The 13,474-nt window shown below is 70.6% G+C and carries 14 protein-coding genes; 10 read left to right on the forward strand and 4 right to left on the reverse strand.

The features are described from left to right. Nucleotides 1-23: 23 nt before the first annotated feature. Nucleotides 24-497: a hypothetical protein gene (locus ACZ7DL_RS03715; RefSeq protein ID WP_470771116.1), complete on the reverse strand. Its 474-nt coding sequence runs from the start codon at nucleotides 495-497 to the stop codon at nucleotides 24-26. A 105-nt stretch (nucleotides 498-602) separates the two neighbouring features. Here ACZ7DL_RS03715 and ACZ7DL_RS03720 point away from each other — a divergent pair, with 105 nt between their 5' ends. From ACZ7DL_RS03720 to ACZ7DL_RS03735, 4 genes are all read left to right on the forward strand, one after another. Beyond that, complete coding sequence (locus ACZ7DL_RS03720; protein WP_470771117.1) at nucleotides 603-941, forward strand: YnfA family protein; 339 nt, start codon at nucleotides 603-605, stop codon at nucleotides 939-941. Between the two features lie 52 nt (nucleotides 942-993). Further along, a complete protein-coding gene (locus tag ACZ7DL_RS03725) occupies nucleotides 994-1,770 on the forward strand; it encodes an SDR family NAD(P)-dependent oxidoreductase (RefSeq protein ID WP_470771118.1) in 777 nt (258 codons plus the stop codon). Then, nucleotides 1,770-1,940, forward strand: coding sequence for a hypothetical protein (locus ACZ7DL_RS03730; RefSeq protein WP_470771119.1), 171 nt, complete (start codon nucleotides 1,770-1,772; stop codon nucleotides 1,938-1,940). The genes ACZ7DL_RS03725 and ACZ7DL_RS03730 overlap by 1 nt, the downstream gene beginning before the upstream one ends. Before the next feature lie 89 nt (nucleotides 1,941-2,029). After that, complete coding sequence (locus ACZ7DL_RS03735; RefSeq protein ID WP_470771120.1) at nucleotides 2,030-2,638, forward strand: TetR/AcrR family transcriptional regulator; 609 nt, start codon at nucleotides 2,030-2,032, stop codon at nucleotides 2,636-2,638. 43 nt (nucleotides 2,639-2,681) lie between these two features. Here ACZ7DL_RS03735 and ACZ7DL_RS03740 read toward each other — a convergent pair whose 3' ends face one another. After that, a complete protein-coding gene (locus ACZ7DL_RS03740; RefSeq protein ID WP_470771122.1) occupies nucleotides 2,682-3,875 on the reverse strand; it encodes an RtcB family protein in 1,194 nt (397 codons plus the stop codon). Nucleotides 3,876-4,093: 218 nt separating this feature from the next. On the opposite strand from ACZ7DL_RS03740, the gene ACZ7DL_RS03745 reads away from it, so the two are divergent. From ACZ7DL_RS03745 to ACZ7DL_RS03755, 3 genes are all read left to right on the forward strand, one after another. Further along, the gene (locus ACZ7DL_RS03745) at nucleotides 4,094-4,978 is read left to right on the forward strand and encodes a DUF3558 domain-containing protein (protein WP_470771124.1); all 885 of its coding nucleotides are present in this window, start codon (nucleotides 4,094-4,096) and stop codon (nucleotides 4,976-4,978) included. Nucleotides 4,979-5,104: 126 nt separating this feature from the next. After that, entirely contained in the window at nucleotides 5,105-6,022 is a 918-nt protein-coding gene (locus ACZ7DL_RS03750) for a DUF3558 family protein (RefSeq protein WP_470771126.1), read from the forward strand. A gap of 120 nt (nucleotides 6,023-6,142) precedes the next feature. Further along, nucleotides 6,143-7,393 carry a DUF2637 domain-containing protein gene (locus ACZ7DL_RS03755; RefSeq protein WP_470771210.1) on the forward strand — a complete coding sequence of 417 codons (1,251 nt, stop codon included), beginning with the start codon at nucleotides 6,143-6,145 and terminating at the stop codon, nucleotides 7,391-7,393. A gap of 67 nt (nucleotides 7,394-7,460) precedes the next feature. On the opposite strand, the gene lysS is transcribed toward ACZ7DL_RS03755, so the two are convergent. Next, nucleotides 7,461-9,200 (reverse strand): lysine--tRNA ligase, encoded by a 1,740-nt coding sequence (gene lysS, locus ACZ7DL_RS03760; protein ID WP_470771127.1) that lies wholly within the window; start codon nucleotides 9,198-9,200, stop codon nucleotides 7,461-7,463. A 128-nt stretch (nucleotides 9,201-9,328) separates the two neighbouring features. Between lysS and argS the strand changes: the two genes are divergently transcribed. Then, a complete protein-coding gene (argS, locus tag ACZ7DL_RS03765; protein WP_470771129.1) occupies nucleotides 9,329-11,101 on the forward strand; it encodes an arginine--tRNA ligase in 1,773 nt (590 codons plus the stop codon). A 39-nt stretch (nucleotides 11,102-11,140) separates the two neighbouring features. Here the strand turns inward: argS and ACZ7DL_RS03770 are convergent, their stop codons facing one another. Beyond that, nucleotides 11,141-12,109 (reverse strand): helix-turn-helix transcriptional regulator, encoded by a 969-nt coding sequence (locus ACZ7DL_RS03770; protein WP_470771130.1) that lies wholly within the window; start codon nucleotides 12,107-12,109, stop codon nucleotides 11,141-11,143. 72 nt (nucleotides 12,110-12,181) lie between these two features. On the opposite strand from ACZ7DL_RS03770, the gene ACZ7DL_RS03775 reads away from it, so the two are divergent. Together ACZ7DL_RS03775 and ACZ7DL_RS03780 are read left to right on the forward strand one after the other, a co-directional pair. Next, entirely contained in the window at nucleotides 12,182-12,571 is a 390-nt protein-coding gene (locus ACZ7DL_RS03775) for a VOC family protein (protein ID WP_470771131.1), read from the forward strand. A 70-nt stretch (nucleotides 12,572-12,641) separates the two neighbouring features. Further along, entirely contained in the window at nucleotides 12,642-13,466 is an 825-nt protein-coding gene (locus ACZ7DL_RS03780; protein ID WP_470771132.1) for a DUF4253 domain-containing protein, read from the forward strand. Nucleotides 13,467-13,474: the final 8 nt, after the last annotated feature.

Genomic DNA, 13,474 nt, shown 5'->3' on the forward strand with positions numbered 1-13,474 from the left:
CCCCTAGCCGCCGTGAGCGCCGGTCAGAAGGCGTAGGTGTCGCCGGTGGCCAGGACCAGCACCTTCATCCGGTCGTTCGTCCGGTCGTCGTCCACCGCACCCGCGCTCCACGCGGCGTCGATCTCCAGCTCCACCTCCGACGGCCGCTCCCGCAGCCGCACCGGCACCCGCAGCTGCTCCCCCGCCGCGTCCGCGGCCAGCGCCCCGGTCCCGCACAGCACCGTCCGCTCGTCCTCCCGGGCGCACCGGGCGGGCAGCTGCTGGTCGTCGGCCAGCGCCGCCGACCAGCGCAGCCGGACCGTGGCGTCCGCGATCTCGGCGGGCCCGTTGTTGCGCGGCGTCAGCCGCACCTCCACCTGGTCCCCGTCCATCACCGCGGTCCCGTGAAAGGCCAGATCGGCCTCGGGAACCGGAGCGGCCACCGCGACCCCCGGCACCAGGACGGCACCGGCACACACCCCGGACAACACCCACGCCCGCATCCGCACGCCGCTCACCACTCCTCGCTCGCGCTCCGACTGCCGTACGGATGTATGCCACGCGAGCCGCCCGCCAGGCGCCCTCCAACAGGTGACACGGCCACCGCATGCGAAGCTGCCCGCATGTCCGTCCTGCGCTCCGCCGCCCTCTTCGTCGTCGCCGCCCTGTTCGAGATCGGTGGCGCCTGGCTGGTCTGGCAGGGCGTACGCGAACACCGGGGCTGGCTGTGGATCACCGGAGGTGTCCTCGCCCTCGGCGCCTACGGCTTCGTCGCCACCTTCCAGCCCGACGCCCACTTCGGCCGCATCCTCGCCGCCTACGGCGGCATCTTCGTGGCCGGCTCGCTCCTGTGGGGCGTGATCGCCGACGGCTACCGCCCCGACCGCTGGGACCTCGCCGGCGCCCTGGTCTGCCTCGCCGGCATGGCGGTGATCATGTGGGCGCCGAGGAACGGCGGATGAGGCTCCCCTAGGCTTGACGAAGCCCGGCCCCACACCGACCTCAGGAGCAGCCATGGCCACCGCCGCCCCGTCCGCAGCCTCCCGCATCGCCGTGGTCACCGGCGCGAGCAGCGGCATCGGCGCCGCCACGGCCCGGCAGCTCGCCGCGGCCGGCTACCGGGTCGTCCTCACCGCCCGCCGCAAGGACCGGATCGAAGCCCTGGCCGAGGAACTCACCCAGGCCGGCCACTCGGCGGTGGCGTACCAGCTGGACGTCACCGACCGCGCGGCCGTGGACGAGTTCGCCTCCGCCTTCCAGACCATCGGCGTCCTCGTCAACAACGCCGGCGGCGCCCTCGGCGCGGACCCGGTGGCCACCGGCGACCCCGAGGACTGGCGCACGATGTACGAGACGAACGTCATCGGCACCCTCAACGTCACCCAGGCCCTGCTCCCCAAGCTCGTGGCCGGCGGCGACGGCGTGGTCGTCGTGGTCTCCTCCACCGCCGGCCACGGCACCTACGAGGGCGGCGGCGGCTATGTCGCCGCCAAGCACGGCTCCCACGTCCTCGCCGAGACCCTCCGCCTGGAGATCGTCGGCCAGCCGGTCCGGGTCATCGAGATCGCACCCGGCATGGTCAAGACCGACGAGTTCGCCCTCACCCGCTTCGGCGGAGACGCGGACAAGGCCGCGAAGGTGTACGAAGGCGTCGCCGAGCCCCTCACCGCGGACGACGTCGCCGAGACGATCACCTGGGCGGTGACCCGCCCCAGCCACGTCAACGTCGACCTCCTCGTCCTGCGCCCGCGCGCCCAGGCGTCCAACACCAAGGTCCACCGGGACCTGTGATGACCGCCGAGGACCCGGCCGCGGCCTCCGCCGCGAATGCCGCCGAGCAGCGCCGCCTGGCCCAGGAGACCAAGGACGAACGCAAGGTCTGGTACTTCCTCGCCTACTTTCTCTTCGGCATCCACTTCGTGGCGTTCGTCATGATCTACGCGGTACGGCACGCGAAGTAGCACCGGCCGTGTGCCAGGTCCTCTAAGCCAGCTGACTGACTGATGAGGAACCCCACACCGCCCCAGGGGTCCTGTCTATAGTCAGTCAGGTGACAAACTCAGTAGACCGGCGCGCACGGGCGTCACAGAAGCGCCAACGACTCACGGCGGCCGCCGCGCGCGTCCTGCACGAGCAGGGAATCGAGCGGACCACCCTCGCGGACATCGCACGCGAGGCCGGCGTCCCGGTCGGAAACGTCTACTACTACTTCAAGACCAAGGACGAACTGGTCCAGGCCGCACTGGCGGAGCACAGCGCGCACCTGGACGAACTCACCGGCCACCTCGACCGGTTGGCAACCCCGCGCGACCGCCTCCAGGGCCTCGTCCGGGCCTGGGTGGACCAACGCGAAACCGCCGCCCGCCACGGCTGCCCCACCGGCACCCTCGCCGTCGAACTCGACAAGCGCACGGACGGCACCCTCGACGCGGAGGCCGGCGCGGTGATCCGCCGCCTGCTGGACTGGACGGCCACCCAGTTCCGCACCTGGGGCATCCCGGGCCCGGACGACCACGCCCTCACCCTGATCTCCGCCTACCAGGGCATGTCCCTCCTGACCAACGCCCTGCGCGACCCGGACATCATGACCCGCGAGGGCTCCCGCCTGCTGCGATGGCTGGACTCGCTGGAGCAGGTACCGGCGCCCGGCGACCGGTGACCGGACGCACGAGGCCCCCGGCACCGGCCGGGGGCCTTACGCGTCAGCCCTTGACGCAGACGACCTGCTTCAGCTTCGCCACGACCTGCACCAGGTCCCGCTGCTGGTCGATGACCTGGTCGATCGACTTGTAGGCGCCCGGGATCTCGTCCACGACACCGGAGTCCTTACGGCACTCCACGCCCCGCGTCTGCTCCTCCAGGTCGCTGGTGGAGAAGCGCCGCTTGGCCGCGTTGCGGCTCATGCGCCGACCGGCGCCGTGCGAGGCCGAGTTGAAGGCCAGCTCGTTGCCGAGGCCCTTCACGATGTACGACCCCGTGCCCATCGAGCCCGGGATGATCCCGTACTCGCCGGAGCCGGCCCGGATCGCGCCCTTACGGGTCACGAGCAGGTCCATGCCCTGGTACCGCTCCTCCGCCACGTAGTTGTGATGGCAGGAGATCTCCGGCTCGAAGGTCGGCTTCGCCTTCTTGAACTCCTTGCGGACCACGTCCTTCAGCAAGGCCATCATGAGCGTGCGGTTGTACTTGGCGTACTCCTGCGCCCAGAACAGGTCGTTGCGGTAGGCCGCCATCTGCGGGGTGTCCGAGATGAAGACGGCGAGGTCGCGGTCGACGAGGCCCTGGTTGTGCGGAAGCTTCTGGGCCACGCCGATGTGGTGCTCGGCGAGCTCCTTGCCGATGTTCCGGGAGCCGGAGTGGAGCATGAGCCACACCGAACCGTCCGTGTCGGTGCACACCTCGATGAAGTGGTTGCCACTTCCGAGCGTTCCCATCTGCTTCCAGGCTCGTTCCTGACGGAACTTGACCGCTTCCGCGACCCCGTCGAACCGCCCCCAGAAGTCCTCCCAGCCGGCCGTGGCCAGCCCGTGGAAGCCCCCGGGCTCCACGGGATCGTCATGCATCCCCCGCCCCACCGGAATCGCCTGCTCGATCTTCGACCGCAGCCGGGACAGATCCCCGGGGAGATCGTTCGCGGTCAGGGACGTCTTCACCGCCGACATCCCGCAGCCGATGTCCACGCCCACCGCGGCCGGGCAGACGGCGCCCTGCATCGCGATGACCGAGCCGACCGTCGCGCCCTTGCCGTAGTGCACGTCGGGCATCACGGCCAGGCCCTTGATCCAGGGCAGGGTCGCCACGTTCTGGAGCTGGCGCAGGGCCACGTCCTCGACCGTCGCGGGGTCCGTCCACATCCGGATCGGGATCTTGGCGCCCGGCATCTCTACGTACGACATACGTTCCTCATTCCCCCGAAATCAACAACAAAAGGCTTAAAAACAGCAAAACGCAAAAGCGGCGCCAAGGTCGATGAAAAGGGACAAGGGACCGGCGTCCACGGCAGTGCGTGCGATACACATTGTCTCCAGGGGGCGCCCCGCTGCGGCAAGCGAATAACCAGCGGGGACACTGGACCACCAGCAGCACCGAGTCATCCGTCGAGAGGAGCCCGACCGTGCAGCGGAAGGCGTACGTAACCGGCACCGCCGCCCTCCTCGCGGCGCTGCTGGCCGGCTGCACGAGCGGCTCCGGAGACGACGGCGCGACGGACGACGCCAACCCGGGCGACGCCGGCACGGCCACGGTCGCCGCCCAGCCCGGCAAGTACCGCACGCTCCCGGAGCCCTGCGGCGCGGTCGGTCAGGAGACCCTGGACGCGCTGTTGCCCGGCATCCAGCAGATCACGGACACGGACCAGCGGAACAAGGCCTACCAGGGCGAGGCCGCGCTGACCTACGACACCGATCGCAAGGTCGGCTGTCACTGGAAGGTCGAGTCGGCCGACGCCACGGACCGCCTCTCCGTCGACTTCGAGCGTGTGGTGTCGTACGACAACACGGTCAGCGACGACGACGAGGCGCAGAAGCTGTTCCAGGAGAAGGCGGCGGCCGCCGATCTGCCGGTGCCGAGCAGTTCCTCGGCGCCGCCGCAGTCACCGTCGGCGACTCCGTCGGGCAAGGGTTCGCCGAGCGGTGGTGCGTCCCCGTCCGCCGCGGGGTCCGCGGCGAAGTCTTCGGACTCCCCGGCGGCTTCGGACTCCCCGGCGGCTTCGGGGTCTTCGGCTTCTTCGGGTTCTTCGCCGGGTGCCCTGCCCGCCGATCTTCAGCCTCGGGCACTCACCGATCTCGGCGACGAGGCGTATCTGGACGACCGGCTGAGCACGTCCGGTTCGACGGCCGAACAGCGGACGGTGACTGTGGTGTTCCGCACGTCCAACGTGGTGGTCACCATCCAGTACGAGGAGCAGCCGATGGCCACGGGAACGGTCCCGGACAGCAAGGAAATGCAGGACAGGGCCCGCAATCTGGCCTCTCGACTGGACGACGCACTGGGCGGCTGACGGCCCCACCCGTCCCACCCGTCTCCGCCCGCAAAGGGTGCGAACGGAGACCGCACACCCCCCTCACCGCGTACCGTGGCCCCGCAGGAACCCGCACGAACACCGAGCGTCATGAGTGAAGGAACCATGCAGCGAGCAGCCCAGCGAGACGACCGTGCCCAGCAAGGCCAGCGAGCCAAGCGCCTCCGCCGCGCCCTTGTCTGCGCGGCAGCCGTTCCCGCGGTTCTGATCACCGCCGCGTGCTCCTCGGACTCCGGCGACTCCAAGCCCAAGTCCGGTGGCGAGAGCAGCCGGCAGTCGGCGGGCGGTGACACGCAGTCGTCGGCGAGCGCGTCCCCCACGGTGCAGGCCGCGGCGTACCAGAAGCTTCCCGACCCGTGCTCGGTCCTGGCGAAGAAGACACTGACCGATCTGGTGCCGAAGGGCGCGAAGTCGGGCAAGAAGGGCAGCTCGGACGATCCGTCGTCGCGCGCCTCGTGCGCCTGGAACAGCCTGGACAACAACGGCGTCAAGGGCTCCCAGTTCCGTTGGCTGAACGTCTCGCTGCTGCGCTTCGACTCGGATGTCACGCGCGGCTCGGGCGACGACCAGGCTCACGCGTACTTCGGCCAGCAGATCAAGGACGCGCAGGCGGTGGACGGCGCCAAGAACACCAAGGTGGTGCCGCTGACCGGCACGGGCGCGGAGGCGTCGGCGGTCCGTTACGAGCTGAAGAAGAAGGAAGGTCTCTTCAAGCAGCAGACCGTGGTCGCCCGGGTCGAGAACGTGGTCGTCACGCTCGACTACAACGGTGCCGGTCTCGCGGGCGAGAAGACGCCGGACGCCGACGATCTGACGAAGGCCGCGGAGAAGGCGCTGAAGGAGGTCGTGGCGTCGGTGTCGTCGGCCAACGGCGCGGGCGGTACGGCGGGTTCGCCGTCGAAGGCTCCGGCGAGCCCGTCCGAGTCGGCCTCGAAGTCTCCGTCCGGGGCCGCTTCCAAGGCCCCGTCCAAGTCGGCCTCCTCCAGCGCATCTCCGACCAAGTCGGCCGCCGCGAAGAGCTGACCGGCCGGTCGTAGCCGCTGACCGGCGTCACGTTCGCCGTACACGTGTGCCACTCTGTTGCGCGCAACAACACGCAAGGGGAGGGGAGTACGAGTGGCCGCGCCACTGCAGCTGACTCGGATGCACCGCGTACTCATCGGCGTGGTCGTGTCCGGCGCCTTGATCATCGCCGGTATCGGCTTCGCCGGTTCGTACGCCGCTGTCCGTGAGCTGGCCATCAAGAAGGGCTTCGGGAACTTCTCCTATGTGTTCCCGATCGGCATCGACGCAGGTATCTGTGTCCTCCTCGCCCTCGACCTGCTGCTGACCTGGATCCGTATCCCCTTCCCGCTGCTGCGCCAGACGGCGTGGCTGCTGACGGCGGCGACGATCGCGTTCAACGGTGCCGCCGCCTGGCCGGATCCGCTGGGTGTGGGCATGCACGCGGTGATCCCGGTCCTGTTCGTGGTGGCGGTGGAGGCGGCCCGCCACGCGATCGGCCGGATCGCGGACATCACGGCGGACAAGCACATGGAGGGGGTCCGGCTCACCCGCTGGCTCCTCTCCCCGGTGCCGACGTTCCTGCTGTGGCGCCGTATGAAGCTGTGGGAGCTGCGTTCCTACGACCAGGTGATCAAGCTGGAGCAGGAACGTCTCGTCTACCAGGCCCGGCTGCGGTCCCGCTTCGGCCGGGCGTGGCGCAGGAAGGCTCCCGTGGAGTCCCTGATGCCGCTGAGGCTGGCGAGGTACGGCGTGCCTCTGGCGGAGACGGCCCCGGCCGGGTTGGCGGCGGCGGGGATAGAGCCGTCCCTGCTGCCCGCCGTGGCCGCGGGCGGACGTGCCGCCGGGCCGGCACCCGTCCCCGTGCAGGCGGCACCTTCCCGCGAGCAGCGCCCGGAGTTGCCCCGCCAGCGCCCCGGCCGGAACCCCGGGCAACCGGACAACGCGCCGGCGGACGACCAGAGCCCTTGGTTCCAGGCCCCCCGCGAGGTGGAGTACCACGGCGGTTACGACCCCACCTACGACCCGATGCTCCAGGAGCCCCAGTACGCCCCGGAGGAGCAGTACGAGGGCTGGTACGAGGAGCAGGTGGGGGAGGACTTCCAGCAGCCCTCCCCCGAGGAGACCGGCAGCTTCCCCATACCGGTGGGCCCGAACCGCACCCGCGAGCTGGGCGAGGGCGGCGGCACTCCCCCCGTCGAGCCGGACGAGGAGGGCTACTACCAGGTCTTCCGCCAGTCGATAGACGGCAGCTATCCCACGCCCCGGGTCCTGGGCGACAACATCCAGGCGACCTACGGCACCCAGCTCAGCCCCGGTGAGCTGAAGACCCTCGTGGACCGTTTCCAGCAGCGCCATTCGGCGGAACTGGAAGAAGACCACATCGCGTGACGCCATGAAGACGTGACGCCATGAAGAAGGGGCCCTCCGTCTCGGAGGGCCCCTTCTTCATGACCGCTTACTCGCCGAGCAGGCGCCGCACCCGCTCCTGCCCGACGGCGAGCAGCAGCGTGGGCAGGCGCGGCCCGGTGTCCCGCCCGACGAGCAGGTGGTACAGCAGGGCGAAGAAGGAGCGCTGGGCCGTCTTGATCTCCGGCGGCAGCTCCTTGGGCGTGGCATCGGCGGAGAACCCGGCCTGGACCTTCGGCACGCCGTAGACGAGGTGGCTCAGCCCGTCGAGCGACCAGTGGTCGGCCAGTCCGTCGAGCAGGAGCCGTACGGACTGCTGGGACGCCTCGTCGAGGGACTTCAGCAGTTCGGCGTCGGGCTCGTCGCGGACGATGGTGCGCTGGTCGGCGGGGACGTGCGTGTTGATCCACGCCTCGGCCCGGTCGTAGCGCGGCCGTGCCTCGTCCAGGGAGGCCAGCGGCTGCTCGGGGTCCAGCTCGGAGAGGATCCGCAGGGCCTGGTCCTCGTGGCCGGCGGTGATGTCGGCGACGGAGGCGAGGGTGCGGTACGGCAGCGGGCGCGCCGTCCTGGGCAGCTCGCCGGTGGCGGTGCCGACGGCCCGGGTGTAGGCGGCGACGTCGGCCGGCAGGGCGGAGCCGTCGGCGACCTTGGCGACGAGCTTGTCCCACTCGTCGTAGAGCCGCTGGATCTCCTGGTCGAAGGCGATCTTGAAGGACTGGTTGGGCTTGCGGCGGGCGTAGAGCCAGCGCAGGAGCTGCGGCTCCATGATCTTCAGCGCGTCGGCCGGGGTGGGCACGCCACCACGCGAGGAGGACATCTTCGCCATGCCGCTGATGCCGACGAAGGCGTACATCGGGCCGATCGGCTGCTTGCCGCCGAAGATGCCGACGATCTGGCCGCCGACCTGGAAGGAGGATCCCGGCGAGGAGTGGTCGACGCCGCTGGGCTCGAAGATCACGCCCTCGTAGGCCCAGCGCATGGGCCAGTCGACCTTCCAGACGAGCTTGCCGCGGTTGAACTCGGTCAGCCGGACGGTCTCCGCGAAGGCGCACTCGTTGCACGTGTACGCCAGCTCGGTGGTGTCGTCGTCGTACGAGGTGACCGTCGTCAGGTCCTTGCCGCAGTTGCCGCAGTACGGCTTGTACGGGAAGTAGCCGGCGGAGCCGGAGCTGCCGTCGTCCTCGGACGCGGCCCCGGAGCCCTCCTCGGCCTCCAGTTCGGCCTCGTCGACGGCCTTCTGCTGCTTCTTGGCGGCCTTCGGCTTGGTCCGGTACTGGGCGAGGATCGCGTCGATGTCGCCGCGGTGCTTCATGGCGTGCAGGATCTGCTCGCGGTAGACGCCGGACGTGTACTGCTCGGTCTGGCTGATCCCCTCGAACTCGACGCCGAGCTGGGCCAGCGACTCGATCATCGCGGCCTTGAAGTGCTCGGCCCAGTTCGGGTGCGGCGAGCCCTTCGGCGCCGGGACGGAGGTCAGCGGCTTGCCGATGTGCTCGGCCCAGGTCTCGTCGACGCCCGCGACGCCGGCCGGCACCTTGCGGTAGCGGTCGTAGTCGTCCCAGGAGATCAGGTGGCGGACCTCGTGGCCGCGGCGGCGGACCTCGTCGGCGACCAGGTGCGGGGTCATGACCTCGCGGAGGTTGCCGAGGTGGATCGGGCCGGACGGGGACAGTCCGGACGCGACGACGACCGGTTTGCCCGGGGCCCGGCGCTCCGATTCCTCGATGACCTCATCCGCGAAACGGGAGACCCAGTCGGTCGTCTCGGTGCTCTGAGCCACGATCGGCACGTCCTTCTTTCTGAACGGGGTGACACCCCATTCTCACAGACCGGCTCGCGCCCGGGAAAACGGCTTTACCCCCCGTGGGATACTGGCCGGGACTATCCATCCCCACGAGGAGAACGGCACCCATTCCTATGGCCTCGGTCACGTCCCTCAGCGACAACGTCCAGCAGCACCTCGCGTCCGCTCTCTCGGCCATCCTGCCGGAGGCCGCCGGCGCGGACCCGCTGCTGCGACGAAGCGACCGGGCCGACTTCCAGGCCAACGGCATTCTGGCCCTGGCCAAGAAGGCGAAGGCGAACCCGCGGGAGCTGGCGACCCAGGTCGTCTCCCAGGTGGTGACGGGTGCCGTGATCAAGGACGTCGAGGTCTCGGGCCCCGGCTTCCTGAACATCACGATCGCGGACCGGGCGATCACCGAGAGCCTGGCCGCGCGGTACGCGGACGAGACGGGCCGCCTCGGCGTGCCGTCCGCGGAGCAGCCGGGCACGACGGTGATCGACTACGCGCAGCCGAACGTGGCGAAGGAGATGCACGTCGGTCACCTGCGGTCCGCGGTGATCGGCGACTCGGTGGTGCAGCTGCTGGAGTTCACCGGCGAGAACGTGGTCCGGCGTCACCACATCGGCGACTGGGGCACCCAGTTCGGCATGCTCATCCAGTACCTGGACGAGCACCCGCACGAGCTGGACCACAAGTCCGCCGAGGGCGCGGTGTCCGGCGAGGAGGCGATGTCGAACCTCGACCGCCTCTACAAGGCCGCGCGCAGGCTCTTCGACTCCGACGAGGAGTTCAAGACGCGGGCGCGCCGCCGGGTGGTGGACCTCCAGGCCGGTGACCCGCACACGCTCGCGACGTGGCAGAAGTTCGTGGACGAGTCGAAGATCTACTTCTTCTCCGTCTTCGAGAAGCTGGACATGGAGATCCGGGACCCCGACATCGTCGGCGAGTCCGGCTACAACGACATGCTGGCGGAGACCTGCCGCCTCCTGGAGGAGTCGGGTGTCGCGGTCCGCTCCGAGGGCGCGCTGTGCGTCTTCTTCGACGACATCAAGGGCCCGGACGGCAATCCTGTCCCGCTGATCGTGCAGAAGTCGGACGGCGGCTACGGCTACGCGGCCACCGACCTGTCCGCGATCCGCGACCGTGTCTTCAACCTGAAGGCGAACACCCTGCTGTACGTCGTGGACGCCCGGCAGGCCCTGCACTTCCGGATGGTCTTCGAGACCGCCCGCCGGGCCGGCTGGCTGAACGACGACGTCAAGGCGCACCAGCTGGCCTTCGGCACGGTCCTCGGCAAGGACGGCAAGCCGTTCAAGACGCGTGAGGGCGAGACGGTCCGCCTGGTCGACCTGCTGGACGAGGCGATCGAGCGGGCGTCGGCGGTGGTCCGGGAGAAGGCACAGGACCTGTCCGAGGAGGAGATCGCCGAGCGGGGTGCCCAGGTGGGCATCGGCGCGGTGAAGTACGCGGACCTGTCGACGTCGGCGAACCGGGACTACAAGTTCGACCTGGACCAGATGGTCTCGCTGAACGGCGACACGTCCGTCTACCTCCAGTACGCCTACGCCCGTATCCAGTCGATCCTCCGCAAGGCCGGCGAGGTCCGCCCGGCGGCTCACCCGGAGCTGGACCTGCACGAGGCGGAGCGCGCCCTGGGCCTGCACCTGGACTCCTTCGCGGAGACGGTCCGGGAGGCGGCGGCGGAGTACGCCCCGCACAAGCTGGCGGCGTACCTGTACCAGCTGGCGTCACTGTTCACGTCGTTCTACGACAAGTGCCCGGTCATCAAGCCGCAGCCCCCGCGGGAAGTCGCGGAGAACCGTCTGTTCCTCAGCGACCTCACGGCCCGCACCCTGCACCAGGGCATGGCTCTGCTGGGCATCCGGACGCCCGAGAAGCTCTGACCGAGCGGCACACACGCGATACAGGCCGGCGGCCCGTCCTCACGATGAGGGCGGGCCGTCGTCCGTGTGGGCGGCGAGGAGTTCCCGGGTGCGGCGGAGCAGGGCCTGCCGTACGGATTCGGGGGCGAGTACCCGCAGGGGAGTCGCCAGGCCGAGGAGGTAGCGGGCCAGGCCGTCCGCGTCGGGGCCGCCGATGTCCACGATCGTCGCGTCCGGGCCGTCCGGCCGGTGGGTGCCGACGGTCGCGGGGACGAGCCGCAACGCCCGGTCCATGGGCAGGGGGAGGCGGACGGTGGCCGACAGCGGATAGGGGCCGTTCGCGGTGTTGCGGGAGACGAGCTGTGCCGGGTCGGGCGGGTCGGTGATCTCCACGGGCTGCCCGGTGGGCTGGAGCCGTTCGACGCGGTCGGCCCGGAAGGTGCGCCAGCCCCGGGCCACGTCCCGGGCGACGAAGTACCAGCGCCGGCCGGTGTGCACGAGCCGGTAGGGGTCGACGTCCCGGACCGTACGCCGGTCCTGTCCGTCGCAGTACGACAGCCGGGCGCGCTCACCGCGCCGGCAGGCGGCGGCCAGTTCCAGCAACATGCCGGGCCGCAGCTGCGGTTCCGCGGGCCAGGGCAGCCGTACGAGGGCGTCGTCCCACTCCGCGAGCCGTTCGGCGACCCGGGGCGGCAGCACCTGGCGCAGCTTGAGCAGGGCGGACAGGGCGGCCTGGTCGCCGCCGAGGGAGCCGTTCAGCGCCGCTTCGCGCAGGCCGACGGCGACGGCCAGCGCTTCCTCGTCGTCCAGGATCAGCGGTGGCATGCGGGAGCCGGCCCGGAGCCGGTAGCCACCCCAGGGGCCGGCGTCGGAGTCGACGGTGTAGCCGAGTTCCCGCAGTTTGGCGATGTCCCGCCGGACCGTGCGGTCGGTGACGGCCATGCGGTCGGCCAGCTCGGCGCAGGTCCAGGCGGGCCGGGCGGCGAGCAGCGCGAGCAGGCGCAGCAGACGGGTGGACGCGCTGAGCACGGGGGAAGTTTTTCACAGGTGCCCGCACAACCAGGACCATATCTGTCCGGGTTGTGTCCTACGGTCGTCCCCATGAGCACAGACACCACTTCCGCACCCGTCCTCCGCTACGCCGCCGTCACCTTCGACTGCGCCGACCCGGTCGAACTGTCCCGTTTCTACGGCGAGATGTTCGGCCTCTCCGTCGCCTACACCTCCGACGAGTTCGTCTTCCTCGGCGGCAAGGACGGCGCACCGGGCCTGGGCTTCAACCGCCTGGCCGACTACCGCCGCCCCACCTGGCCGGACCCGGCCCAGGAGAAGCAGGCCCACATCGAGGTGGGCGTGGACGACCTGGAGGCGGCCGAGGCCCACCTGCTGAAGCTGGGCGCGACCAAGCCGGAGGCGCAGCCGCAGCCGGACCGCTGGCGGGTCCTGCTCGACCCGGCGGGCCACCCGTTCTGCATCACCACGCTGGTCTGACCGCCCGGTGGCGCGGCAACGGCGGTGACGGCCGCGGGTGTTGTCAGTGGGGGCCCGTACAGTCGGCGGTATGGCGACTCTTCCCAACCCGCTGCCCAGGCTGGCCACCGACCCCAGTGGGCGTTCACTGGCGCTTCGACTGCCGCCCGGCAGGCTGGTGGACGCGACGGACGACGGGCCCTGGCACGAGCCCCTGCTGTGGCACGCGGAGAAACCCGCCGCCGCCGGCACCTGGAAGGCGCTCGGGGCGCCTGCGGCGCGGGCCGGGCTGCTGCCGGTGCTGGTGGACCTGGCCGGTTGCCGGAGCGGTGTCGAGGACTGGATGCTGCTGCCGGGTGAGGCGTCGTACCCGGGGGACCACGATGCCGAGGAGGTGCTCGCGGAGTACTGGCACGAGGAGACCGACGGGCATGCCGGCAACGAGATCGAGCCGTTCGGGACGGAGTGGCCGGGGCTCGCGCCGGCCGGGGTTCTCTGCGCCGACCCGGACTCCCGTGCCGCGCAGGTCGCCGACGCGCTGAACAGTGACCCGGGCGCATGGGCCGAGTGGATGGAGGAACCGCACCTGGCCCTCGTACCGGCCCGCCGGTCCGCCGACATACCCGCCGCAATCGGGTGGACCGGCCCCTTGAACTACGAGAGCGACGTGGCCCGGGTCAGCGCGGTGCTGCGCTCGTGGGAGGACCGGTTCGGCATCCGGGTCGTGGGACTGGGCCTGGACAGCCTGGTGGTGTCCGTGGCAGCGCCGCCCGGCACGCTCGGCGACGCGGAGGTGCTGGCCGCCGAGCACTACGCCCTGTGCCCGAACACCGTCGCGCAGAGCGGGCCGGGGAGCATAGGGGCGTACGCCAAGGAGCTCGTCGGCGCCACCAGTTGGTCCTTCTGGTGGGACTGAGGCACCCC

The sequence above is a fragment of the Streptomyces sp. NPDC036984 genome, from assembly GCF_055607665.1.

Excerpts from the sequence above, each read along its gene's own strand:
- ACZ7DL_RS03720 (WP_470771117.1), top strand. The coding sequence starts at position 603 with ATGTCCGTCCTGCGCTCCGCCGCCCTCTTCGTCGTCGCCGCCCTGTTC.
- ACZ7DL_RS03725 (WP_470771118.1), top strand. The coding sequence starts at position 994 with ATGGCCACCGCCGCCCCGTCCGCAGCCTCCCGCATCGCCGTGGTCACC.
- ACZ7DL_RS03730 (WP_470771119.1), top strand. The coding sequence starts at position 1,770 with ATGACCGCCGAGGACCCGGCCGCGGCCTCCGCCGCGAATGCCGCCGAG.
- ACZ7DL_RS03740 (WP_470771122.1), bottom strand. The coding sequence starts at position 3,875 with ATGTCGTACGTAGAGATGCCGGGCGCCAAGATCCCGATCCGGATGTGG.
- ACZ7DL_RS03750 (WP_470771126.1), top strand. The coding sequence starts at position 5,105 with ATGCAGCGAGCAGCCCAGCGAGACGACCGTGCCCAGCAAGGCCAGCGA.
- ACZ7DL_RS03755 (WP_470771210.1), top strand. The coding sequence starts at position 6,143 with ATGCACCGCGTACTCATCGGCGTGGTCGTGTCCGGCGCCTTGATCATC.
- argS (WP_470771129.1), top strand. The coding sequence starts at position 9,329 with ATGGCCTCGGTCACGTCCCTCAGCGACAACGTCCAGCAGCACCTCGCG.
- ACZ7DL_RS03775 (WP_470771131.1), top strand. The coding sequence starts at position 12,182 with ATGAGCACAGACACCACTTCCGCACCCGTCCTCCGCTACGCCGCCGTC.
- ACZ7DL_RS03780 (WP_470771132.1), top strand. The coding sequence starts at position 12,642 with ATGGCGACTCTTCCCAACCCGCTGCCCAGGCTGGCCACCGACCCCAGT.